A 24,446-nucleotide genomic window follows, 5' to 3' on the forward strand; every position below is an offset into this window, starting at 1 on the left:
TATAAAATTCTATTTATCAAGTACTTATTTAGCAATCACGATAGCCGCTAGCTTGCCCAGGGGCAACGGGCCCCTGGCAGGGCCGCCCACCCGCGGCAAGAGCCGCCCACCGCCCTTGCCGGGCACTGCGCAGGCGCGGGCTGGGTTTGAGTTTGGCCGGCGGCCAAGCGGCCGGTGAACCATACCTGACCAAGCCGCCTACTACCGGCGGCGCATTAGCGAAGCGTAGCCCGTAACGTGCCGTATCCGTCCTGGTCTTACTAGCCGGCTAATTACCAGCCAGGAAGCCCCGTTAGCTAATGCCAACGGGGCTTCTTGGTTGGTAATCTCCCGGCGCTACGCAACCTCTTCACTGCTCCACAGCCGCGCTGGCTCCTGCCCGCGGCGGCACCTGCCACTGCACGCGTGCCCCGAGCGGTTTCATCCCGTAGCTAGCTGGGGGTGCACGGCCGCCAAGTACTTCGCAGTCGGCTGCCTGGCTCGCTTTCTGCCGCCCCTAGGGGCCCATCTGTAAAGCCTCGGGCCCGTTTGTTTGCGCCAGTAGTGCTGAAGGGCGCAGGGCCACCAGGCGCTCTTGGCAACGGCTAGGTAGCTATGGCCGGGAGACGGGCGCCCTACTCGGCTGGCTCGTCCAGGAATACGATGCGCCAACCTGCTCCCCGCCAGCCCGTCAGCTTAAATACGGGGCCCTGCCTCCCATCGGGGGCTTCTTCTACCAGTTCCTGCTCTCCGGGCAGCATGCCAGGGTGCCACAAATCAACCAAATAGCGCTCTATATCTTCTGAATAATTCATGCTTTTGCCTTACTGAAGAGGCAATTATACGACATGTTTCCCAAATAGTTCATCAATACTTCACTATTGCCACCTCCTTTTTACCTCGTCGCTACCACACTAAACAGGCCCTGGGCAGTGCTAGCGGCCACCTTAGGCAGCTGCCTAGGGTGCCGGCCCACCCACTCAATAGCAGCGGCACTAACGTAGCTGCGCGCAGTATCCGCCACGCAACGAGGCGGCGCAGCCAACTGCCGGGCGGTAGCAGCGGCGGCGCAGGTACAGGGTGGGTATAGCCCACGCGCTGCTGCGCTGCGCTGCAAGCTGAACGCAACAAGCCCCGGCTCCTGGCGGCTAGTCAGCCGCCAGGAGCCGGGGCTTGTTAACACCCGTTGAATAAGCGCGCGGAGCCCCGCAAGCTACCCCGCTACAGCACCGGGTCGGGCCGGAAATACTTGCCGCCGGGGAAGCTGATGACGTAGTCCGACTTGAAATGCGTGCTCGGGCGGTAGTAGTCGGTGCTGATGATTTGGGCGCCCGACTGCTCGGCGGCCTCGAAGCTGCTCTTGTCGTTGCGGCGGGCCTCCTGGGTGTCGCTGTCGGCGCGGGTGCGGATGATGTAGCCCTTCTGCACCAGCGCTTTAATGGCGGCCAGGTCCTTTTTGGCGTTGTTCATGATGTGGATGGCTGCCTCGGGTGTGCCCGGCTCAGCATCGGCAAACAGTACCCGGCCCTTCAGCGAAGGGTGGCCCTGAATGTAGGTGGCGCGCTTCGGGTCCTTCTCATCCAGCACGAACACGAACTTGCCCTGCGCGGCCCGCAGCGTGGGCCAGTTGCGGTGCAAAACGGCGCTTTCGAGGGTGGCGTATTTGCCGCGGACCTGGTCGGGGGTGATGAGTTGGTCGGCCCCTAGGTAGTCGCGGATTTCCTTGTCCAGCGCATCAAACACGGCCGGCGTAAAGGGCTCGGGCGTGGAGAAGCCCGGCCGCGACAGCGCCTCCGCCTTGGCATTCATGGTGATGAAAACCGGGTTGTGCGTGGGGTGGGCCAGCGACCATTTTTTCAGCTCCTGCAAGGCCAGCTTGAAGGTGGGCGCGTTGCTGCGGTAGTCGAGGTCCTGAATGTGAAACACCTTGAAGCCCGGCTCCTTCATGAGGCCGGCCGCGTCGTAGGCGGGCTGGCCGGGCGCCATATCCAGGCCCTTGGGGTGGGCGTATTTACCACCCTTCGTGTCGGCATACACGTCGATTTCCAGGGCCAGCAGCCCGAGGTCGAGCTGCTCGGTAAGGGTAGCGTGCTCGTAGTCAATCTTGCTGAAGCTGGCCGAGTCGGCCTTTTGCAGCATGGCAAACAGCTTGGGGTCAATGGCTTGCTTGTAGCTGTTATGCGAGCCGATGACCTGAATCTGGTTCATCAACGGCTCGGTGGGCTTGGTGAAGGCGAGCGAAGTCAGGCCGAGGAAAGCAGCGGAGAGAGGTAAGAATTTCATGATAATTGTAAAGTGATAGCGGGTGACTCGCCGCTCGTGAACCTCACCCCCCGGCCCCCTCTCCAAAAAAGAGGGGGAGCCTGACGCCTAACAACGTCTATTTGCGGTCGGCTCCCCCTCTTTTTTGGAGAGGGGGCTGGGGGGTGAGGTTCACGAGTTGGTATTAATACCCCGTATTCTGCACTAGATTGGTATTCAGCCGCAGCTCGATGGTGGGCACCGGGTACAGCCGGCGGAAGGTGCTTTTATCCATCTTCAGCACGTCGTTGGGCAGCGGGTATTCGGTCTCGAACTGGCCGAAGCGGATGAGGTCGTTGCGGCGCCAGGCCTCCCAGCTTAGCTCGCGGGCGCGCTCGTCGAGCATGCCGCTCAGGGCGATGCTGGTGGCCTGCTGGGCCCCGGCGCGGGCGCGGATTTTATTGACCAGTACCAACGGGGTTTGCAGCTCGCCGCCCACGTTGGTGGCGGGGGCGCCGCGCAAAATGGCTTCGGCCTTCATCAGGAGCACGTCGGCGAGGCGCAGCAGGGGCACGTCGTTGCCGTTGAGGCGGGTGGCCTGAATGGTGGTAGGGTCGGGGTAATACTTGATGGAGCGCACGCCCGACGCCTGGCTGGCCTGAGTGTTGCCCACGTCCATGGGCTTGGGCGGCACCAGGGTCAGCACCGGGTTGATGTTGATTTGGGTGGTCGAGTTGGGGTAGTAGACCGGCGTGGTGGTGAAGCCGCCGTTGCCATCGGGCGCGTACTGCGGGCCGGAGAGCCAGGTGGTGGTGCGGAAGTCGCCGGGCAGGTTGAAGCGCGCATAGAACTCGGGCGTGGTGCTCATGGCGATGCTCAGGCCCACGTTGAAGCCGTAGGCCTGCGTGAGGTAATAGAAGAAGCCGAAGCGCGTGAACTGGTTGCCCGGAATCTGCTGGTCGTAGGGCACGGCGAAGATGGTTTCCCGAATCTGCGGGCCGTTGTTGGGCAGGAAAATGTCGCGGTAGCGGGCGTCGAGGGCGTAGTTGGTGTTAGCCTGCACGCTGTCGGCCATGCGCACCACGTCGGGGTAGCGGGCGGCGCCCGTGTACACCTCCGCGTTGAGGTAGAGTTTGGCCAGTAGCGCGTACACCATGCCCTTGGTGGGGCGGCCGTACTGCTGGGTGGCGTTGGCCGAGGTTTTGGCGGGCAGCTTGGAGGTGAGGCTAGTCAGCTCGCTCTCAATGAATTTGTAGACTTCGGCCCGCGAAACGGTGGCGGGCGACGCCGCCACCGGGTAGTCGGTCACGAGCGGCACGTTGCCGTACAAATCCATTAGAAAGAAGTAGTAGAGCGCCCGCATGGCCCGAATCTCGGCTAGCCGCGCTTGCTGCTCGCTGGCCGAAAAACCGAACGACGTGGTGACGTTCAGCAGCCGATTGCAAGTGGTGATACCGCCGTAGGCCCACTGCCAGATGGTGAGCACGTTGGGGTGGTCGGGCGTCCAGGTGTGGTAGTGCAGCTGGCGGTACTGGCCGCCGTCGTCGAAGTTGCCGTCGCGGGCCGGAATGATGGCCTCGTCGGTGCTCATGGTTTGCATGCGCCAGTAGGGCACCGCAAACTGCGACGACAGGTTGGAGTACATGGCGCCCACCGAGGCGTTGTAATCGCTGATTGTCTTGGGAAAGTTGGACGCTACAAACTGCGACTCGACCGGTACGTCCAGCTTTTTGCAAGAGTACGTGGCGGTAGCTAGGGCGCTCAGGGCAAGGAGAATAGCTTTGCTTTTCATATAGAGTGCAGCTTAGAACGAAGCCGTTAGCCCCAGCGTGAATGTCCGGGTTTTGGGGTAGTAGTTGTTGTTGTCGATGCCTGGCGTGAGGCCGCCGATATTGATTTCGGGGTCGATGCCGCGGTACTTGGTGATGATGAACAGGTTGTTGGTGTTCACGTAGAAGCGCAAGGCCTTCACGTACTGCGTGTTGGGGCGCAGCGTGTACCCTAGGGAGGCGTTATCGAGGCGCAGGTAGGAGCCGCTTTCGAGGAAGCGGTCCGAAATCAGGTAGGCGTTGATGTCGTTAAAGGACTCGCCGAGGGTGAAGCGCGGGATGTTTTGCAGTCGCGCATCGGCCGGGTTGTTGAGGCCGGCCAGGGTAGCGTTCAGGATTTTATTGCCATACACGCCGCGCACCAAGAAGTTGAGGTCGAAGGCTTTGTAGTTAAAATTGTTCGACCAGCCGTAGATGAGTTTGGGCTGGGCGCTGCCCACCACTTGCTGGTCGGTGGTGAGCGGCTGGGTGGCGGTGGTGCTGCCGTCGGCCTTCTGGAAGGTGCTCACGCCCTGCTCGTTTTTGCCCAGGTAGTGCCACAGCGTGAAGGTGCCCACCGCCGAGCCGGGCTGGATAATCTGGCTATAATTGCCGCTCTGGCCCTTGCCGCCGAGCTGCGCGGTCTGGATATAGGGAATCGTGAACCGGTCGGTGCTCAGGTTGTCGATGCGGTTGGTGTTGTGCGAGAAGTTGAGCGACGAGCGCCAGGTGAAGGATGGCGTTTGCACCGGTACCGCGCTCAGGGCCACCTCGATACCGCGGTTGGTCATGCTGCCCACGTTGGCGGTGTAGGTCGTGTACTGAAACTCGGTGCTCGACACGGGCAGCACGTCGTCGATGAGGTCGCTGGTCTTTTTGACGTAGAAATCGACCGAGGCCGTGAGGCGGTTTTTGAAGAAGCCTACATCCACGCCCAGGTTGGTGGTGGCGGTGCTTTCCCACTTCAAATCGGGGTTCTCGTTGCGCACCGCGTTCACCACGTTCGAGATGGTGCCGTTGTTGAGGTACTTGCTGCTGCCGGGCGGCGTGCCGTAGATGAGGATGGACGAGAAGGCGTCGAAGCCCTGGCTGTTGCCCGATACGCCGTAGCCGGCGCGCACTTTTAGGTCGCTAAACGCGGGTAGCCCGCGCATAAACTCCTCATTGATAATGCGCCAGCCCAACGCCGCCGTGGGGAAGTAACCGTAGCGGTTATTCACGCCGAAGGCCGACGAGCCATCGCGCCGCACCGACACCTGGGCCAAGTAACGGTCGCCGTACTGGTACTGCGCCCGGCCGTACTGCGAGATGAGGCGCAGCGTCGAGATGGGGTTATTGTCGAAGGCAATCTGAGCCAAGGACGACGGGTTGGACAGGTATAAGTTGTTGTAGCCCAGCGCATCGTTGGCAAAGCCCTGGGTCGTGATGCCGAAGCCATCATTCGTGCGGTCCTGCTGGTACGAGTAGCCGCCGAGCAGCTGCAGGTTGTGCTGGCCAAAGCTGCGGTCGTAGTTGGCGTACAGCTCCAGCACGTCGTTGGTGGTTTCGTATTCGTTGCGGCGGGCCACGCCGCCCAGGTTCACCGCCAGGCCCGACTGGCTGTTGAGGTAGCTGTTAAAATTGGTTTGGGTGCGCTGGTTTGAGCCGCTGAGCGTGAGCTTCAGGCCCGTAATGATGTCCACTTGCACCAGGCCGTTGACCAGCGTTTTGCTGTCCTTGGTGACGTAGGTGTTGTTGTTGACCAGCGAGAGCGGGTTCAGCGGGCCGCTGCCGGTGCGCGTGTAGTTCTCCTTGTAGCTGCCGTCGGCGTTGTAGGGGCTCACCGTGGGCAGGTAAAACAGCATGTTTTGCAGCACGCTGGTTTGCGGCAGGTCGTTCTGCGTGGTCGAGCTGTTGATGATGTTCACCCCCAGCTTCAGGCGGTTATTAAAGAAGCGCTGGTTGACAAAGCCCCGGTAAATGATGCGCTCTAGCGAGGTGCGATTTAGAATGCCGTTGTTTTTCAGGTAGTTGACGCTGGCGCCGTAATCGGTCGCGTTGGCCGAGCCGTTGAACGAGAGGTTGTGGTTGGTGGAGTAGCTGGTGCGCTCCACCAGCTTTTGCCAGTCGGTGTTCGAGCCGTCGTCGTCGGTGGGCTGGGCCAGCGGGCGGGTTTTGTTGTCCACCAGGTACTTGCGCAGCTCGTCGCCGCTCAGCATGTCCACCTTCTTCGATACGTTGGCCACCGCGCCGTAGGCGCTATAAGTCAGGCGCGTCTGGCCCGGCTTGGCGCGCTTGGTGGTGATGATGATAACGCCATTAGACGCCCGTGTGCCGTAGATGGCGGTAGACGAGGCGTCTTTCAGCACGTCGATGGTAGCAATATCGTCGGGGGCCAGCAGGTCAACGCTCGCGCCGGGTACGCCGTCAATCACGTAAAAAGGCTCCGTCACGCCCCCGTTGAGGGTGCGGATGGTGCTGGGGCCGCGCAGCACCACCGAGGGGCGCTGGTTGGGGTCGCCGCTCTTGGTGATATTGAGGCCGGCCACTTTGCCTTGCAGCAGCTCGGCGGGCGTCGTGAGCACGCCCTGGTTGAACTCGCCGGCCTTAAGCGACGACACCGACCCGATAATATCCTCGCGGGTTGACGTGCCGTAGCCGATAACCACCACGTCCTTCAGCTTCTGCGCATCGGGCAGCAGCGTCACGTTGAGGTTGGTTTGGGTGCCGGCAATCACTTCCTTAGGCTCCGTCCCCAGAAAGGAGAACACCAGAATATCGGCCGGGCCGTTGGTTTTGATGCTGTACGAGCCATCGGGGGCGGTGCCCACGGCGGTGCTGCCATCTTTGAGGCGCACCGTCACGCCGGGCAGGGCCGCGTTTTTCTCATCCGTCACGGTGCCCTTGATGGTTTGCTGGGCGGCGGCTACGCCGGGGGCCAGCAGCAGCAGCAGCCAGGCGCTGCCCGCGCTGAGCCGCTTGGCAGGCTGCCCAGCATGGGGAGCAGAGTACTTCTTTTTCATACGGACTTATGCTATTCTGAGTAGGCTGTTTTTGAGCACTGCAAAGCACCGAGCGGCCTGTTACCAGAATGTCATTTCAGCATTACGCTTTGTATTAAGCCCATAATTCTTAGCATTTACCTTATGGATTGATGAGCCAGCGGGCTGCCGCAAGGCCCAGCAGCAAGGTCCGCGCCACCAGCGCAACGGCCCCTAGGTAGCTCCCTAGCTTTCCCGCTGCCTATACCCCGAAGCTTAAAATTGGCGCTAAGGCAAATGCCGGGCTGACCGTACTTTTATCCTCCACCGCTACCGCAAGCCCCATGAACGCCCCCGCTACGCCCCAGCTTTTCGTGCACCACGTTTTCTTCTACCTGCCGGCCACCGCCACCGACGCCGACCGGGCCAACCTGCTGGCCGGGCTGCAAAAAATGCGGGCGATTCCCGCCATCAAGCTGGCGCACATCGGCACGCCGGCCGCCACCGACCGCGCGGTTATCGACCGCAGCTACGCCTACTCCTGGCTGTGCTTCTTCGAGAGCGCCGCCGACGAGCTTAGCTATCAGCAGCACCCCCTTCACGATGCCTTCCGGGAGGAGTGCGCGCAGTATTGGGAGAAAGTCGTCATCTACGATGCGGTGGGGCCGGCGGCCTAAACCCCACCCCTGTCGTACCTAGGGCGAGCGCACCGCAGCGCCAGGTAATAAACTATGGATGAGACATTTCGGGACGCGCGCAGCGGCGGCCTTGGCACTTTATGCGCCGGTGGCGGCGCCCGGGCTACCAACGGGCCATCCAACGCCATTTCTAGGGGCCAGCGCCGGCGCAAGGTTATCCCGTAACAGCGCGCTGGCGCGGCCCCGAATTATTCCCGTAGTCACACGCCCCGCTTCGCCGGGCTGCTCATCACTTTTTTGCTGGCAGCGGTTTTTGGCCAGTCACTTTCGGGGGCGCTTGCTCCGCAAAGGCAAGCCGGCGGGCACCTAGGTAGCGGCTTTGCCGCTGGCGGCCGGCCCACCCTATCGCCGAGGCCGGCCGCGCAGGAGTACCCGGCTTTTCAGGCGGCTACAGCAAGGGAATCGGGCCTAGAGCGCCGCTGACTCGGCGCAAATCTTTGATTTTTATACTAATCCGTTTGAATTGCTTCGTTTTGGCGAGAGTCGCCCGGCGGACCTTTGCCTTGCCCGGCCGGCAATAGCGCTAAGGTTGCCGGGCGGGGCGACGCACGCCCGGCGCACTGCCGGGCTTACCCGCCCCCAGCCATTCCTCCTTTATGAGCAACTCCCCTAATACCTCGCCGGCTCCGGCTGGCACCAAGCGCGGCGCGGCCGAGAATTTCTCCGGCACCGCCTGGGTCACGCTGCTGGCCGATACCAACCCGACCGACTGCCTCGTGGGCACCGTCACGTTCGAGCCGGGCGTGCGCAACAGCTGGCACTCGCACCCCACCGGGCAGATTTTGGTCGTTTCAGCCGGCACGGGCTACTACCAGGAAAAAGGCCAGCCGGCCCGGCTGCTCCACCCGGGCGACGCTGTAATTATCGCCCCCAGCGTGGTGCATTGGCATGGGGCTACGGCGACCAGCCTTTTTGCCCACTACTTTATCAATCCCGGCGCCAGCCAGGGCCTCACCGATTGGCTAGCCCCCGTCACGGACGAGGAGTACCGGGCCGCGCACGCGTAGCTGGCGTTCGCTCTTCCGCTTAATCTATGGTCACTTTTAGCGCTGATAATGAGTTTACTAGCCTTAACTTTATGAAGCGCACGCTGCTGCTAGCCGGCGCGCTTAGCGCCGTTTTATTTCTCTCTACTCGCATGACAACGCACGCCCAATCCGCTGCCCCGCTCACCGCGCGCCAGCAAGCGCTGGTTAGCATTTCGGCCTTCACCACCAAGGGCGACTTGCCCCACCTGCACACCGCGCTAGCCCAGGGCCTGGCCGCGGGCCTGACCGTAAACGAGGCGAAGGAAGTGCTGGTGCAGCTGTACGCCTACTGCGGCTTTCCGCGCAGCCTGAGCGGCATCAACACCCTGATGCAGCTGCTGGAAGAGCGCAAGGCCCAAGGCATTCAGGACGTGGTGGGCAAGGCTGCCTCGCCCATCACCAGCACCGCGCCGAAGTACGAGCGGGGTAAGCAAAACCTGGAGAAACTCACCGGCAAGCCCGAAACCGGCCCCAAAACCGGGGCCAACGCCTTCAGCCCGGAAACCGACGTGTTTCTGAAAGAGCACCTGTTTGCCGACATTTTTGAGCGCGACGTACTCACGTTTCAGGAGCGCGAGTTGGCTACCGTAGCGGCCCTCGTGAGCCTGGGCGGCGTGGAGCCGATGCTGCAGTTTCACCTCGGGGCGGGCCTGCACGTGGGCCTGACGGAAGCGCAGCTGCGGCAGCTCATCGGGCTCTGCGAGGCGGCGGCGGGCCAGCCGCAGGCCGATGCCGCCCGCGCCGTGCTGGCCAAGGTGCTGGCGGCCGACCAGAAGTGACCTGAGCACCTACACTCGCTTTCCTTTCATTTACAGCTTATTCCTATGAAAATCATTGCGTTGACTATTGCCCTGGCCCTGGGTAGCGGCCTGGCCACCTTCGCCCAAACCACGCCGCAAGCGCCCGCCGGGCCGCTGAGCGGCCCTTTCCCAAAAGGGGAGCGGGCCCCGGCGGCCAACTTCACCGGCGTGGTGTATGTGTCGACGCTGGTGAAAAACGATGACACGTTTAACTGCGCGAGCAGCAACGTCACGTTTACGCCGGGCGCCCGCTCGCACTGGCACACGCACGCGGCCGGCCAGATTCTGCTGGTCACCGATGGCCTAGGGTACTACCAGGAAAAGGGCCAGCCCATCCGGCGGCTGCGCAAGGGCGAGGTGGTGCAGGCGCTGCCCGGCGTGGAGCACTGGCACGGCGCCTCGCCCAAACAGGGCATGACGCACATCTCGCTCAACGTCAACACCGAGAAGGGCATCGTGGACTGGGGCCGGGCCGTGACCGACCAGGAATACGCCAGCTTCAAGTAAGTGCCCGGCCGCTGCCTTTTCTGCTATAACTCGCTCATCTAATGGCTAAAACAAAACCACAACCCAGTCCGTTAGCAGAGGGCTCGCACCAGCGCCGCCTGCTGGCCAAAGCGCTGAGCAACCCCATGACCGAAGCCCGCCCCTCCGCCCCGCCTTCCCCCTACCACATCGGCGAAGATGTGGAGGTGCTGACCATGCACGAGGCGCGCTGCGGCCTGGGCAACTTCAACCGCCGCGACAAGTTCAAGGTGGTGCTGGTGCTGGAAGGCATCAATGAGCTGCACTACGCCAACCGCGGCTACGTAGTGGACCGGCCCGCGCTGGTGTTCACCAACCGCCTCATTCCCTACGCCTGGGAGGTACCCGAGGGCTTTAACGAGCAGCAGGGCTACCTCTGCTGCTTTTCCGAGTCGTTTTTGCACTCGGCCATGCGCGGCGTCAGCCTCAAAGACCTGGTGCTGTACAAGGTCGATGGCAACCCCGTCTACTTCCTCAACGACGAGCAGGTGCGCTACTTCACCGACGCGTTTACCCGCATGCGGCGCGACCTGGAGTCGGACTACGCGCACAAGGAAGATTTGCTGCGTAACCAGCTCTCCATTGTCATCCACGAAGCGGCCCGCCTGGAGCCGGCCACGCCCCAGCACGCGGCGGCCAACGCCGCCGAGCGCATCACGGCGCTGTTTCAGAACCTGCTGGAGGTGCAGTTCCCCATCACGGCCCAGCTGCGCGAACCGGTGCTGAAATCGGCCGGCGACTACGCCGAGCGCATGGCCGTGCACGTCAACCACCTCAACGCCATGGTGAAGGAGGTCACGGGCAAGTCCACCACCACGCACATCAACGAGCGCCTGGTGACCGAAGCCCAGCTCCTGCTAGCCCACACCGACTGGGGCGTGAGCGAAATTGCTTACAGCCTGGGCTTCGAGTACCCCACGTACTTCAACAACTTCTTCAAGAAGCACACCAGCCTCACGCCGCTGACCTTCCGCCGCGCGCACGTGCCGGCCACAGCCTAGGGGTGCTATTGGCTGGGGCTCCAGTGTGGGCTAACTCGCTGTAGGGCGGCTTGTTCTGGTTGATTTAGCCTCCCGCTCCCCGCTCAGTTACCTAGGGTGAAGTCTTCGTGCCATCAACAACGGGGCTGACTACTACCTAGGAAGCAGCTCGTCCGCCAGGACGACTTTACCCAACTTTCGTTTCCACCACTGCCTGCCGTCAAACGACCGCTGCGGGAAGCGCGTGGCCCTAGGTGACGGCTACTGCTGCTTGAGCCAGCTGAGAGCGAAGAGCGGAAGAAATAGCAGATTAAAATGAATGGACAAGAACACACTCTTTGAAAAGTGTACTAATCCATTTGAAAATTGTACAAATGAGCTTATAAAGGGCCAATACCTTTACTGCTAGCTCTCGTATAATTCTCATACACTTACGCTTGCCAATTAGAACAGATTAGCTATCGCCAGCCAAGTAGTCACTTGGCCGATGGTAGCGTAATTCTGCTTTGGCGCGGGCTCTCTCTGTCCTTATAGTTACTACCCCATGTCTGATTTATTTCCTGACGCCCAGCCGGAGGCCTCGCGCCCGGCCGACGGCTCGCGCCGCTCGTTTATGCAGCAAGCCGGGGGCATCCTGGGCTTTGCCCTGGCCTCGCCCATAGCAAGCCAAGCCGAAAATCTGGCCGAAAAGCTGGCGCCAGTCGACCCCGTGGTGTCGGGGGCCAGCCCGTTGCAGCTCAGCATCAACGGCCAGGTAAAGAACCTGACCCTGGAGCCCCGCGTGACCCTGCTCGACGCCCTGCGCGAGTATATGGACCTGACCGGCACCAAAAAAGGCTGCGACCACGGCCAGTGCGGCGCCTGCACCGTCCACGTCGATGGCCAGCGCATCAATTCCTGCCTGACCCTGGCCGTGATGGCGAAGGGCAAGGAAATCACCACCATCGAAGGCCTGGCCAAGGGCGACGCGCTGCACCCCATGCAGGAAGCGTTTCTCAAGCACGATGGCTTTCAGTGCGGCTACTGCACGCCGGGCCAAATCATGTCGGGCGTGGCCTGCGTGAAGGAGGGCCACGCCACCACCGACGACCAGGCCCGCGAGTGGATGAGCGGCAACCTCTGCCGCTGCGGCGCCTACCCCAACATTCTGGCCGCCGTGCGCGAGGTGGCCGGCCACCAGGGCTAGTCAAACCGATGCCTACAGTCGGCAAGCCCAAGGCTTTGCTACGTGCTGAAAACAAGGCTTTTTACCGGCGGCGCCATGCTCAATCCAGAAGAATTTGAAGCTGCCCTTGACCACTATTTAGCCAGCGATGCGCAGCTAGGTCCGCCGCAGATAGAGCTGATAAAACGCTGGAGTGAGCAGGTAGGTCACCAGGACCTTCCTCCACTAAGCGAGGTAGAACTGGCCGAAACCCGCCGCAAGATGTGGGCGCGCATTCAGGCGCTGACTGCCGCATCGGACGAGCCACCCGCCGCTAGCTAGTGAGAAATTCATCAGCAGCCGGGTACGCTTGTCTGCCTGCTATAACTACTTATCGTACTCCGCCTGCCGTTGGCTACGTCCTTGGCCGCCCACCCCCTTTAATTAAAGATGAACAACTTCAGCTACACCCAGGCCGCCACGGCGAAAGAGGCTACCGGCCGCACCAAAGACCAGCCCCAGGCCGCCTACATTGCCGGCGGCACCACCCTGCTGGATTTAATGAAGGCCAACCTTGCGGAGCCCCCGCAGCTGGTCGACATCAACCAGCTGGCCTTCAAAGGCATCGAGCAAACCAAGGACGGGCTGCGCATCGGGGCGATGGAGCGCATGAACGCCGTGGGCGAGCACCCGCTGGTGAAAGCGCAGTACCCGGCCGTGTCAGAATCGCTGCTGCTGGCGGCCTCGCCGCAGCTGCGCAACATGGCCAGCATCGGGGGCAACATCTTGCAGCGCACACGCTGCGGCTACTTCCGCGACGCGGCCTTTCCGTGCAACAAGCGGGTGCCCGGCTCGGGCTGCCCCGCCCTGACGGGCGATAACCACAACCTGGCCATCCTGGGCGTGAGCGATACCTGCATTGCCAACGCCTACCCCGGCGACCTGAGCGTGGCCCTGGCCGCCTTCGACGCCGTGCTGACGTTGGAAAACGCCAAAGGCAAGCAGCGCCAGGTGCCCGTCACCGAGTTTTACCTGCTACCGGGCAAAACCCCGGAAAAGGAGAATGTGCTGGAGCCTGGCGAACTCATTGTGGCCGTGACAATTCCGACCGCGGCCCACGCCCAGCGCTCGACCTACCTGAAGGTGCGCGAGCGCGCCTCTTACGCCTACGCGCTGGCCTCGGCCGCCGTGGGGCTCGATGTGCAGGGCGGCACCATCCGCTCGGCGCGGGTGGCCCTAGGGGGGGTAGGCGCCCAGCCCTGGCGCTCGCGCGAAGCCGAAAAAGCCCTGGTGGGCCAGCCGGCTACGGAAGCCACTTTTAAAGCGGCCGCGGCTGCGGCGCTGCAAGGGGCCAAGCCCCGTGAGCACAACGCCTACAAGGTGGAGCTGGCGCAGAACACGCTGGTGCGCGCCTTGCAGCAAGTGGCGGGGGTTTAGCGGCCGCATAACGTGACGCCTCACAGAGGGCCCTAGGGGCTCGTGAGGCATACGTTGGGCCAGCACAATACTATTAAGCGACAATCTATCCTAATGAATAGCGAATCAGCATTCTTCGAAACTCCCCCCACACTAGTGGCCGTCGGCCAGCCGCTGAGCCGCGTCGATGGCCGGGCCAAAGTGACGGGCGCGGCCAAATACTCGGCCGAATACAACCACCTGCCCGGCCTGGTGCACGCCGTTATTAAAACCAGCGACGTGGCCAAGGGCCGCGTCACCAGCATCGATACCAGTGCGGCCCAGCGCGAGCCGGGCGTGCTGGCCATCCTCACCCACCAAAACCTACCTAAGCCGGCGCGGACGGCGGAAACCAAGGAGGGCAAGGAAGCCATCGGCATGGCAGTGCAGATGACGTTTATGCCGATGCAGTCCGACCAGGTGTTCTACGCCGGCCAGCCGGTAGCCATCGTGGTGGCCGACACGCTGGAGCACGCCCAGCACGCCGCCGCCAAGCTGCGCGTGACCGTGGCCCCGGAAGCCCCCATCGCCTCGTACCAGGACGCCAAAGCGCAGCGCTACAACCCCGGCGGCAAGCCCGATGCTGATGCCGAGGGCACCAAGCGCCGTGGCAAAGCCGCGGCGGCCTTCGCCGCGGCGCCGGCCCAGGTAACGGCCACCTATACCCACGCCACCAACCACCACAACCCGATGGAGCCGAGCGCCACCATCGCCCACTGGGAGGCCGCCGACCGCCTCACCGTCTACGACGCGACGCAGGGCGTGTCGTGGCAGCAGCGTGCCCTCAGCGGCTTCTTGGGCTTGCCCATGGAGCAGGTGCGGGTGATAACCAAGTACCTAGGGGGCGGCTTCGGCTGCAAAGGCCCCATCTGGCCCCACAGCGTGCTGACGGCCCTCACGGCCAAGGCCGTGGGCCGGCCGGTGAAGCTGGTGCTCACGCGCCCGCAGATGTTTACCAGCGTCGGCCACCGCGAAGACCAGGAGCAAACCCTGCGCCTCGGGGCCACCAAGGAAGGCAAGCTGCTGGCCTTGCTGCACGAAAAGACGTCTACCACCTCGCAGTGGGACGACTACGCCGAAACCAACAGCAAATTCATGGGCATGCTCTACCAGTGCCCCGCCTTCGAAGCCACCACCAAACTGGCCAAGGCCAACGTGATGACGCCCACCTGGATGCGCGCCCCCGGCGAAGCCCCCGGCTCGTTTGCCCTGGAAAGCTCGCTGGACGACCTAGCCTACCAGCTTGGCATCGACCCCATCCAGATTCGGCTGCTCAACCACGCCGACCGCGACCCGAGCACCGGCAAACCCTGGAGCAGCAAAAGCCTAAAACAGTGCTACCAGCGCGGCGCCGAGCTGTTTGGCTGGAACAAGCGCAACCCCAAAAACGGCCTCACCCGCGACGGTAAGTACCTCGTGGGCTGGGGCATGGCCACGGCCACCTACCCGGTCAACGACTCGCAGGGCAACGCCCGCGTGCGCCTCTACGCCGACGGCCACGCCGTGGTGCAGCTGGCGGCCACCGACCTGGGCACGGGCACCTACACCGTCATCACGCAGGTGGCGGCCGACTGCCTGGGCATCGCGCCCGACAAGGTGCGCTTCGAGCTGGGCGACTCGGTGCTGCCGACCACCAATATTTCGGGCGGCTCGATGGGCGCCGGCACCTTCGCCTCGTCGGTGTACACCGCCGCGCAGGATATGTGGCAGAAGCTCACCAAAGTAGCCGTGATGGATGCCAAGTCGCCGCTTTTCCGTGCCAAACCCGCTGAGGTGGAAGTAGTAAAAGGCCGCTTACAGTTGAAAGCTAACCCTAGCAAAGGCGAGGAGTTTGCGGCTCTGATGAAGCGCGGCAACCTGACCGACCTCGAAGGCTTTGGCCAGGGCAAGCACGGCGCGGGCTACGAAGCGGCCCAGGCCGGCGCGGCCGCCCCGGCCAAATCGGACGACGCGGGCAAGGAAGACGGTAGCGCCCACGCCATGCACGCCTTCGGAGCGCACTTCTGCGAGGTGCGCGTCGACCCCGAGCTGGGCACCATCCGCGTCACCAAGTGGGTGAGCGTGGTGGCCGGCGGGCGCATTCTGAACCCCAAAACGGCCCGCTCGCAGGTCATCGGCGGGGCCACGATGGGTATCGGCGCGGCCTTGATGGAGCAAACCGTGCGCGACCCCAACCTGGCCCGCTACACCAACGCCTCGCTGGCCGACTACCACGTGCCCGTCAATGCCGACATCCCGGACCTGACGGTGGAGTTCATCGACGAGCACGACCCCTATATTAACGCGCTGGGCGTGAAGGGTATCGGCGAAATCGCCATCGTGGGCACCGCCGCGGCCGTGGGCAACGCCATTTTCCACGCCACCGGCCGCCGCCTGCGCGACCTGCCCATGACGCCCAATAAAGTGCTGGAGGCCCTGCGCCAACCGGCCTAGCCGGGAGCCCGCGCCTTGGATATACCCAAACCAGTGGGGCTCTCCCAAAGCCAGTTTGGGCTCGAAGAGTGGTGTTAGGCTGATGGGAAAGAAACTAAAAATGCTCACCCTCCCTTCATTATGCTCGCAAGGAAAGTAATTTCTCAGCCAACTCCTTCTGAGTGATTACGTCTTGGAAGTACCGGACCTACCCAACCACGTTCCATTTATCGCCCTATGCAACACCGCCTGCTTTACCTCCTCGCTGGTTCGCTGTCCTTGCTGTCGTGCTCGCGCGATGGCGACACGGCGGCGACGCCTAGTACGCCTCCCGCCACCGGCGCCCCGGTAGAAACCAACGCCCCCAATGCTACTTATCAGCCGGCCTTTGCCGGGCAAACCCGCACGGGGGGCGCTACCACGGCCGCCAGTAGCTACCGGGCCACCGTGCTCACGTCGTCCCTGGCTAGCCCGTGGGGCGTCACCAGCTTGCCCGATGGGCGGTTGCTCGTTACCGAGAAAGCGGGCCAGCTGCGCCTGGTTACGGCGGCCGGCGTGGTTAGTGCGCCCATCACGGGGCTGCCGGCGGTCAATGCTGCCGGGCAGGGCGGGCTCTTAGGCGTGTGCCTCGACCCCGATTTTGCCACCAACCGGATGGTATACTGGTCGTTTTCCGAAGCTCGCCCGGGGGGCAACCTAACGGCAATTGGCAAGGGCCGCCTGGCCACCGATGAGCGCACGATAGAAGCCGCCACCGTCATCTACCGGGCCGAGCCGGCCTACGCTGGCACCCTCCACTACGGGGGCCGCGTGGTGTTTGACCGCACGGGCAACCTGGTGATAAGCACCGGCGAGCGGTCGGACCTGGCCACCCGGCCCCAGGCGCAGGTGGCAACGTCGGCCCTAGGTAAGGTTATCCGCATCACCAAGGCCGGGCAGCCGGCCCCCGGCAACCCCACGTTTACGCAGGCGGGCGCCCGCCCCGAGCTGTACTCGATTGGCCACCGCAACCCGCAGGGCCTAGCCATCCATCCCGCAACCGGGGAGGTGTGGCAAAGCGAGCACGGCCCCCGCGGGGGCGATGAGCTCAACCGCCTCCAGGCGGGCGCCAACTACGGGTGGCCCACCATCACCTACGGCCTCGAATACAGCGGCCAGCCCATCGGGGGCGCCATTCAGCAGAGAACGGGCCTGGAGCAGCCGGTGTATTACTGGGACCCAGTAGTGTCGCCCAGCGGCATGGCCTTCTATACCGGCAACCGGATAGCCGAGTGGCAAAACAACCTGTTTATTGGCGCGCTCAGCGGCCAGCACCTGGTGCGCCTGGTCATCAGCAACAACCGGGTGGTGGGCGAAGAGCGGCTGCTGGCCAGCGAGGGGCAGCGCTTCCGCGACGTAACCCAGGGCACGGACGGCGCCCTGTATACCGTCACCGACCAAGGCCGCCTGTATCGGATAGACCGGCCGTAAGGCATTCTTCTTGGCAACAAGAAAAATTGGGCGGCGCCATTTAGATGAAAGCCATCTTGCCAGCTAGAAAACCGCCATTTGGTTTAGGCGTGTTTAATCTAGCTAGCAAGGTGGCTTTCATCTAAATGGCGCCGCTGCATTGTGGGGTATTCCTGCGCCGAATGCAGTCGCCGCCGGCCCCTGCGCATGAGAGCAGGCTATACTTATCAAAGGGATTGATAAGGTATTCAACGATTTAGGGTGAGACAGGCAATTTTAACGTGATTCTTTCGATGAAGTATTGATGAATTTTTTGTTCATCTAGGCGAGCCTTCGCCGTTGCCGCCCGTAAGCCGGGCCTAGGCGCTACCTGGGCTGGTTGGTTTCACCCCGTTTTGTCGTAATGAGAAGCACCGCAACGTACGCAACCGCTATTATAGCCACGTCTTTGGGGGTATTGGTGCCGAGCCTCGGGTGGGGGCAGGTGCGGCACCAACTCAGCGGCACGGTGCGCGATGCCGCTGGCGCGGCCCTGCCGGGCGCTACCGTGGCCGTGCCGGCCCTGGGGCTGGGCACCGCCACCGACGCGGCGGGCCACTACCAGCTGGAGCTACCCAGCGGCCCGCAGCAAGTCACGGTCTCGTTTATCGGCTACGTGCCGCAGACCTTCCGCGTGAACCTAAGCCAGCGCCAGCAGCGCAACCTGACCCTGGCCGCCAGCCCCAGCGACCTAGGCGAGGTAGTGGTAACGGGCCAACAAACGCTGCGCGAGAAGCTCGAAACCACCCAAATGGGCGTCGAGCACCTCACCATCCGCGAGGCCAAGCTGCTGCCGGCGCTGTTCGGCGAAGTCGATATTCTGAAGACCTTACAGCTCAAGCCCGGCGTGCAGAGCGGCGGCGAGGGCAGCAGCGGCATCTTCGTGCGCGGCGGCTCGGCCGACCAGAACCTGGTGCTGCTCGACAACGCGCTGGTGTACAACCCCAACCATTTGTTCGGCCTGTTTTCGGTGTTCAACTCCGACGCCGTGCAGTCGGTGGACCTTTACAAGTCGGGCTTCCCGGCGCAGTTTGGCGGGCGCCTCTCGTCGGTGATTGACGTGAAGATGCGCGAGGGCAGCCGCGAGAAGTTCACCGTGACCGGCGGCCTCGGGCTCATTGCCTCGCGCCTGAGCCTGGAAGGGCCCCTAGGCAAGCACGCCGCCGGCCAGCCGGCCAAAGGCTCGTTCATCGTGAGCGGGCGGCGCACTTACTTCGATATTTTCACCCGCGCCCTCAACCGGGCCAACGCCGGCGACGAGACGGCTCAGCCCATCCCGGACTACTTTTTTCACGATTTCAGCGCCAAGGCCAACTACTCGCTGGGCGAGAAAGACCAGGTGTTTGCCACCGGCTACCTAGGGCGCGACGTGTTCGGCTTCAATGGATTTGGTGACTTGCAAGCCAATTTTTCGTGGGGCAATACCCTCGGCACGCTGCGCTGGCAGCACACGTTTTCGCCTAAGCTCACGGCCAACACGCAGGTGGGCCTCACCAGCTACCAGTACAACCTAGGTAGTGCGTTCGACATCGTGTCGTTCGGCCTCACGTCCACCATTCGGGACTACAACGCCCGCGTTGATTTTGACTATCAGCCGCACCCGGCGCATCAGGTGCGCTTCGGGGCCAGCGCCACGCGCCACACCTTCGGCGTGGGCCGCCTGCAAGTGGAAACGAACGACAACTCGCTCGACATCGACAACAACATTACCTACCCCGGCCTGGAGGCGGGCCTCTACGCCACCGACAACTGGAAGGTGAGCGACAAATTCCAGGCCGAGCTGGGGCTGCGCCTCACCGGCTTCGGCAGCGGCGGGCAGACCTACGGCGGGCTGGAGCCGCGGCTGGCCGGACGCTATTTGCTCACCGATAAAGTGTCGCTGAAGGCCAACTACGCCCTCATGTACCAGTACGCGCACCTGGTGAGCAACTCGGGCGCCTCGCTGCCCACCGACATCTGGTACCCCTCGCGGCTCAACATCCGGCCCCAGCGCTCGCAGCAGGTGAGCACCGGCGTGAGCTGGCTTCTGGGTGGCGGCAAGTACTTGCTTACCAATGAGGTGTACTACAAGTGGTCCGCCAATCAGATTGACTTCCGCGACGGCGCCCAGATTTTCGCTAACCCCAACCTCGACCAGGAGTTCATCTTCGGCCGGGGCTGGAGCTACGGCAACGAGCTGTACCTAGAGAAAAAAGAGGGCAAAACCACCGGCTGGATTGGCTACACCCTGGCCTGGAGCTGGCGCCAGTTTCTACCCCAAAACGGCACCGACGGCGTGAACGGCGGCCGCCCCTTCTACCCCAGCTACGACCGCCGCCACAACCTCAACGTGGTGGTACTGCACCAGCTCAGTACCCGCGTGAGCCTCACCGCCAGCTTCGTGTACACCAGCGGGGCGCCTACCACGCTGCCGGCCGGGCTTTTTGGCCTGCAAAACGTGCCGGGCGCCGACCTGCTGCCCGTGCCCGTGTACCCCGACCGCAACTCGTACCGCCTCATCCCCTACCACCGCCTCGATCTAGGGCTGGTGTGGAAGCTCAAGCCCGTGCGCTTCGGCACCGAGCGCGACTTAACATTTAGTGTCTACAACGCCTACGACCGGCGCAACGCCTACTTCGTGTATTTCGAAACGACGCGCGACCCTGGTACTGATGTCATCAATGGCTTTCGGGCGCAGCAGGTATCGCTGTTTCCGGTCATTCCGTCGGTCACATACAACTTCAAATTCTGACCGCAGATTTAACGAATTTAACGGATTGCGCAGATACGCCCGGCTGCGCCGGGCTGGCTATGCGGGGGGCGGTTACGGTGGGGATGCTTTTTAAATTATTGTTTATGAATCGATTGATGCGTGTGCTACTGGGTGGCTTGGGGCTGCTGGCCGCTGGCTGCAACCTGGAAAACCAGATTGCGGTGATACCGCCCGCTTATACTAATGAGCTGGTCGTGGAGTGCTACCTGGAGGCCGGCGTAGTGCCGCGCCTCACCGTCACGGAGTCGGGGTCTTACCTACCCACCACGCCGGGCACCGGCCAGCCGGTTATCACGCCGCCTACTGGTTCTACGCCCAGCGTGGGCTTTATTTTGCCTAATGGCACTACTTTGCAGCTGCCCATTGATGTGAGGGTGAACCTTACGCTACCCGGCGGCCAGGTCATGCCCATGCGCTTCGCGCCGGGGTTCGACGCGGCTACGCGCCGGGTGTACACCCACATCGGCACCGCGCCGCTGGCCATGCAGCCGGGCCAGCGCTTCGCGCTTGATGTGCAGGACACCCGCAACCACCACGTCACGGGCACGACCGGCGTGCCCACCGTGGTACCCATCGACTCGGTGCGCTACAGCTTCAATGGGCCCAGCGGCCCCGACCAGCAAGCCCGTTTTGTGACCCGCTGGACCGACCCCGGCGCCACCGCCGACTACTACCGCCTGCTGCTCACCAACCGCGAAGGCCCCAACTCGGCCGTGGGCGAATACCTGGTGAACGACCAGCTCTTCAACGGCCAGCCCTACACCGTGCCGACCACCTACCGCCTCACGCCCGGCGACACGATAACCGCCACGCTCTACCACATCGAGCCGGACTACTTCAATTTTCAGCAGAGCGTGCGCGGCGCCATCTCGGCCAATGGCAACCCATTCGGCCAGCCCGCCCGCATCCGCAGCACGGTGCAGGGCGGCCTGGGCGTGTTCACGGTGCTCGCGGCCGACCGCCGCACCCTGATAATACGCTGATGCACCTAGGCAGGCACTGCCAAACTCGAATGACGCTCCTCTCCTCCCGCCCCCAACCCATGACCGATACCATCTGGCAGCAGGCGCTGCCGCTGCTGCCACCCGAGGCGGCCGGCAACCGCCCCACGGAAACGGCCCGGCCCGATTTTGGGCTGGACTCCCTCGATTTCGTTGAGCTGGTACTGCAGATAGAGCAGCAATTTGACATCCGGTTTTCCGCCGCCGAGGTAACCGAGCTGCGCCGGGTGCAGCTTTCGCTCAGCGGCACCGAGCGCGCCCGGCGGCAGTCGCTGCATGCGCAGTTTTTCGCGCGGCTGCTTCAAAATGGCTCCTGGCTATAAGGCCAGGATTATTCTGAAAAAGACACCTAGGACTTACCTAGAGCGGTTTCGGCGCCAGTATATAGTCGGGCGGTGGTTCCCGGCCGGGCACTGACTTCGAAACCGCTCTAAATGGCTAGGGCATAAAAGCAAGCGGGCGGCTAGCTTTTCGCCAGTCGCCCGCCTGAGCAGTTACTTAACTAGCTTACAGGCCCTTCAGCCGTGCTGAGCCGCCAGTTTTTCTTCTGCTGGTTGCGCCGTTGCTGGCTCTCTATCAGCCGACTGCCGGAAGGCTAGCCAGGCCACCAGAGCGGCTAGTAGCGTAACCACGCTGCTGCCGATATACACCCCAACCGCGCCCGTCAGGTCGAAGAGCAGCCCACCTAGGGCGGCGCCGATGGTAATGGCCAATTGCGTAGTGGCGACTTGCAGGCCGCCGCCGCTTTCGGCTTCGTCGGGCAGCGTGCGGGTCAGCCAGGTGGGCCAGCCCACTTGCACCACCCCGAACGTGGTGCCCCAGAAAGCCACCAGCACCGAGGCCACCACCGGCTGGCGGCCGAATAGCACCAGCCCCGCTACCACGCCGCCCATCAGCAGCGGCATGAGCGTGAGCGTTCGGGCCAGGTTGCGGGTCAGCAAGTGCCGGGCCAGCACCGTGCCCGCCAGGTTAGCCAGCCCAAAACCCAGCAGAATCGTGGTTAAGACATTGACATTTACCCCGGTCACAGTTTCCAAAAAAGGCCGCAGGTAGGTAAAAAACGTGGCGTAGCCCATAAAGACAAACAGCGTGGCCAGCATGCCGGGCGTGACGTGGGGCCGCTTCAGCAACCGCCCCAGCGTGCCCAGGCCGGCCGGCTGGTCGGGCGCCATCGCGGGCAAGGTCAGCGCCTGCCAGGTGAAGGACAGCGCCCCTAGCCCGGCCGCCAGCCCAAACACGACGCGCCAGCCCAGCAGCCCACCCAGGAAACTGCCCAGCGGCGCGGCCACCACCGTGGCCACCGACACGGCCCCAAAAATGGTAGACAGTGCCTTGGGCACGTCTTTACTCGGCACCAAGCGCATGGCCACGGCCGCCGACATGGCCCAGAACCCTCCGATGGCCAGCCCCAGCAGCACGCGCCCGATGGTGAGCACCAGGAAATTAGGCGCGAAAGCCACCAGCGCATTCGATAAAACCTGCAACACCGAAAACGACAGCAGTACCCAGCGCCGGTCCAGGCGCTGGGTCACCACGGCGATGAGCAGGCTGGCGAACATCGCCACCACGGCCGTTATCGAAATGGCCTGCCCGGCCACGCCTTCCGTGATGGCTAGGTCGCGGGCCATCGGCGTGAGCAGGCTAACGGGCAGAAACTCCGAGGTAATCAAACCGGCCACGCCCAACGCTAAGGCGAATACCGCGTTCCACGCGGGCTTTTGAGCCGGCCCTAGGTTATCAGTGCGTTGCGGCATAGCAAGTTGCGTAATTTTCAGAATAGTATTCAGCCCGCGCGTGCTAGGCCGTTTGGCCGCCATCAACCACCAGCGCGTGGCCGACGGTGAAGCCCCCTAGGTCGGAGCACAGCCACAGCACGGCGCTGGCAATTTCCGCGGGCTTACCGGCGCGGCCGATGGGCTCTTGCTCCTCGATTTTTTCGCGGCCTTCGGGGGTGCCGCCGCTGAAGCGGTCCATCATGGGCGTATCGATGAAGCCGGGGCACACGGCGTTGATGCGGATGTTGTGCTTGGCATAGTCCAGGGCCGCCGATTTGGTGAGGCCGATGATGCCGAACTTGGCCGCCGAGTAGGCCGCCTGCCCGGGAATACCCTTCACGCCCGCCCCCGACGAGGTGTTGACGATGGCGCCCCCGCCCTGCTTGAGCAGTAGCGGCAGCTCGTACTTCATGCACAGAAACACGCCGCGCAAATCCGTATTCAGGATGCGGTCCCATTCTTCCTCCTCAATATCGGCCGCCGGCATCTTCTCCTGCTCCACGCCCGCATTGTTGAAGGCGTAGTTCAGCCGGCCGAACGTGTCGATGGTCTGCTTCAGCGCCGCCTCAATATCGGCCGCGCGCAGCACGTCGCAGGTTACTGCCAACGCCCGCCCCCCGGCTTCGGCGACGAGGCGGGCGGTTTCCTGGCCGTGCTCGGCCGAAATATCGGCCACCACCACGCTAGCGCCCTGCTGCGCAAAAGCCAGTGCCGTGGCCCGGCCAATACCCGTGCCAGCGCCCGTGACAAAAGCCACTTTGCCAGTAAAATTTCCTGGTTGATTAATTGACATAGAGAACCTTATTTAGTGTTGGCTGCAAAACCGCAGCAAGCCCCAAGCGGCGGTTCCAAATAGCAGTCCGCCGCCCGTTCGCCGCTGGCTGCACCAGCCAACGAACTACACCACAAAGGTCCCCTACCCCCATGCGGGGCCGATAACGACAATCAAAGGGGTTAGTAATGATTTCAACTAATCGAACCAACAAGCCGCAGCGTGAAGCACCTCATCCAGCGCAATAGGCAGCAGCCCCGACTTCTAACCTCCTACAAATACGCCGTGCACACAGAGACTATTGGATTGAGCCCCCAGTAGAGCTAGGCCGCAACTTGAGTTACTTAGAACTTTGAGGGGCCATCCCAAAAGTTTACCCGACGCCGCCTTGTAAAGAGCAATAAAAAACAACGTTATGCCCTACGAAACCGGCACCAGCGGCAACCCCACCGGCCGACCCAAAGGCAGCGCCAACAAGGCCACCGCCGCCCGCGAAACCATTGCCGCTGCTCTGAGTGGGGCTAACGCCGAAAAGCTGGCCGCCCAGCTCGACGGTCTGACTGGCAAAGACTATAATAGATGCCTACGTGAAGCTAGCTGAGTTCGTGACCCCGAAGCTGCAACGCAC

At 62.9% G+C, this 24,446-nt stretch carries 20 protein-coding genes; 14 read left to right on the forward strand and 6 right to left on the reverse strand.

The window, feature by feature from the left end:
• Positions 1-614: 614 nt before the first annotated feature.
• From ACFSDX_RS17475 to ACFSDX_RS17490, 4 genes are all read right to left on the reverse strand, one after another.
• On the reverse strand, positions 615-794 hold the full coding sequence (locus ACFSDX_RS17475) for a hypothetical protein (protein ID WP_382315859.1): 180 nt from the start codon (positions 792-794) through the stop codon (positions 615-617).
• Positions 795-1,200: 406 nt separating this feature from the next.
• Entirely contained in the window at positions 1,201-2,262 is a 1,062-nt protein-coding gene (locus ACFSDX_RS17480) for a phosphatidylinositol-specific phospholipase C1-like protein (RefSeq protein ID WP_382315861.1), read from the reverse strand.
• A gap of 163 nt (positions 2,263-2,425) precedes the next feature.
• Positions 2,426-4,012, reverse strand: coding sequence for a RagB/SusD family nutrient uptake outer membrane protein (locus ACFSDX_RS17485; RefSeq protein ID WP_382315863.1), 1,587 nt, complete (start codon positions 4,010-4,012; stop codon positions 2,426-2,428).
• A gap of 12 nt (positions 4,013-4,024) precedes the next feature.
• A complete protein-coding gene (locus ACFSDX_RS17490; RefSeq protein WP_382315865.1) occupies positions 4,025-7,030 on the reverse strand; it encodes a SusC/RagA family TonB-linked outer membrane protein in 3,006 nt (1,001 codons plus the stop codon).
• Positions 7,031-7,332: 302 nt separating this feature from the next.
• Between ACFSDX_RS17490 and ACFSDX_RS17495 the strand changes: the two genes are divergently transcribed.
• From ACFSDX_RS17495 to ACFSDX_RS17555, 13 genes are all read left to right on the forward strand, one after another.
• A complete protein-coding gene (locus ACFSDX_RS17495; RefSeq protein WP_382315867.1) occupies positions 7,333-7,665 on the forward strand; it encodes a Dabb family protein in 333 nt (110 codons plus the stop codon).
• Positions 7,666-8,282: 617 nt separating this feature from the next.
• Entirely contained in the window at positions 8,283-8,693 is a 411-nt protein-coding gene (locus ACFSDX_RS17500; protein ID WP_382315869.1) for a cupin domain-containing protein, read from the forward strand.
• Positions 8,694-8,824: 131 nt separating this feature from the next.
• Positions 8,825-9,493, forward strand: a complete 669-nt coding sequence (locus ACFSDX_RS17505) for a carboxymuconolactone decarboxylase family protein (protein ID WP_382315871.1) — start codon at positions 8,825-8,827, stop codon at positions 9,491-9,493.
• 45 nt (positions 9,494-9,538) lie between these two features.
• Entirely contained in the window at positions 9,539-10,021 is a 483-nt protein-coding gene (locus tag ACFSDX_RS17510; protein ID WP_382315873.1) for a (R)-mandelonitrile lyase, read from the forward strand.
• A gap of 41 nt (positions 10,022-10,062) precedes the next feature.
• Positions 10,063-11,040: a helix-turn-helix domain-containing protein gene (locus ACFSDX_RS17515; protein ID WP_382315875.1), complete on the forward strand. Its 978-nt coding sequence runs from the start codon at positions 10,063-10,065 to the stop codon at positions 11,038-11,040.
• A gap of 523 nt (positions 11,041-11,563) precedes the next feature.
• Positions 11,564-12,205, forward strand: coding sequence for a (2Fe-2S)-binding protein (locus tag ACFSDX_RS17520; protein WP_382315877.1), 642 nt, complete (start codon positions 11,564-11,566; stop codon positions 12,203-12,205).
• Between the two features lie 75 nt (positions 12,206-12,280).
• On the forward strand, positions 12,281-12,505 hold the full coding sequence (locus ACFSDX_RS17525) for a hypothetical protein (RefSeq protein WP_382315879.1): 225 nt from the start codon (positions 12,281-12,283) through the stop codon (positions 12,503-12,505).
• A 108-nt stretch (positions 12,506-12,613) separates the two neighbouring features.
• Positions 12,614-13,600 (forward strand): FAD binding domain-containing protein, encoded by a 987-nt coding sequence (locus ACFSDX_RS17530; RefSeq protein WP_382315881.1) that lies wholly within the window; start codon positions 12,614-12,616, stop codon positions 13,598-13,600.
• Between the two features lie 93 nt (positions 13,601-13,693).
• Positions 13,694-16,051, forward strand: a complete 2,358-nt coding sequence (locus ACFSDX_RS17535) for a xanthine dehydrogenase family protein molybdopterin-binding subunit (protein ID WP_382315883.1) — start codon at positions 13,694-13,696, stop codon at positions 16,049-16,051.
• A 216-nt stretch (positions 16,052-16,267) separates the two neighbouring features.
• A complete protein-coding gene (locus tag ACFSDX_RS17540; RefSeq protein WP_382315885.1) occupies positions 16,268-17,500 on the forward strand; it encodes a PQQ-dependent sugar dehydrogenase in 1,233 nt (410 codons plus the stop codon).
• Positions 17,501-17,882: 382 nt separating this feature from the next.
• On the forward strand, positions 17,883-20,249 hold the full coding sequence (locus tag ACFSDX_RS17545) for a TonB-dependent receptor (RefSeq protein ID WP_382315887.1): 2,367 nt from the start codon (positions 17,883-17,885) through the stop codon (positions 20,247-20,249).
• A gap of 104 nt (positions 20,250-20,353) precedes the next feature.
• On the forward strand, positions 20,354-21,253 hold the full coding sequence (locus tag ACFSDX_RS17550; RefSeq protein ID WP_382315889.1) for a DUF4249 family protein: 900 nt from the start codon (positions 20,354-20,356) through the stop codon (positions 21,251-21,253).
• Positions 21,254-21,282: 29 nt separating this feature from the next.
• Positions 21,283-21,594 carry an acyl carrier protein gene (locus ACFSDX_RS17555; protein WP_382315891.1) on the forward strand — a complete coding sequence of 104 codons (312 nt, stop codon included), beginning with the start codon at positions 21,283-21,285 and terminating at the stop codon, positions 21,592-21,594.
• Positions 21,595-21,789: 195 nt separating this feature from the next.
• Here ACFSDX_RS17555 and ACFSDX_RS17560 read toward each other — a convergent pair whose 3' ends face one another.
• Entirely contained in the window at positions 21,790-23,025 is a 1,236-nt protein-coding gene (locus ACFSDX_RS17560; protein ID WP_382315893.1) for an MFS transporter, read from the reverse strand.
• Between the two features lie 43 nt (positions 23,026-23,068).
• Entirely contained in the window at positions 23,069-23,839 is a 771-nt protein-coding gene (locus ACFSDX_RS17565) for an SDR family oxidoreductase (RefSeq protein WP_382315895.1), read from the reverse strand.
• Positions 23,840-24,233: 394 nt separating this feature from the next.
• On the opposite strand from ACFSDX_RS17565, the gene ACFSDX_RS17570 reads away from it, so the two are divergent.
• Positions 24,234-24,419 carry a DUF5681 domain-containing protein gene (locus ACFSDX_RS17570; protein ID WP_382315897.1) on the forward strand — a complete coding sequence of 62 codons (186 nt, stop codon included), beginning with the start codon at positions 24,234-24,236 and terminating at the stop codon, positions 24,417-24,419.
• The last annotated feature ends 27 nt before the right edge of the window (positions 24,420-24,446 follow it).

Origin of the sequence: Hymenobacter bucti (genome assembly GCF_042681145.1) — a bacterium.
GTDB classification, from domain to species: Bacteria; Bacteroidota; Bacteroidia; order Cytophagales; family Hymenobacteraceae; genus Hymenobacter; species Hymenobacter bucti.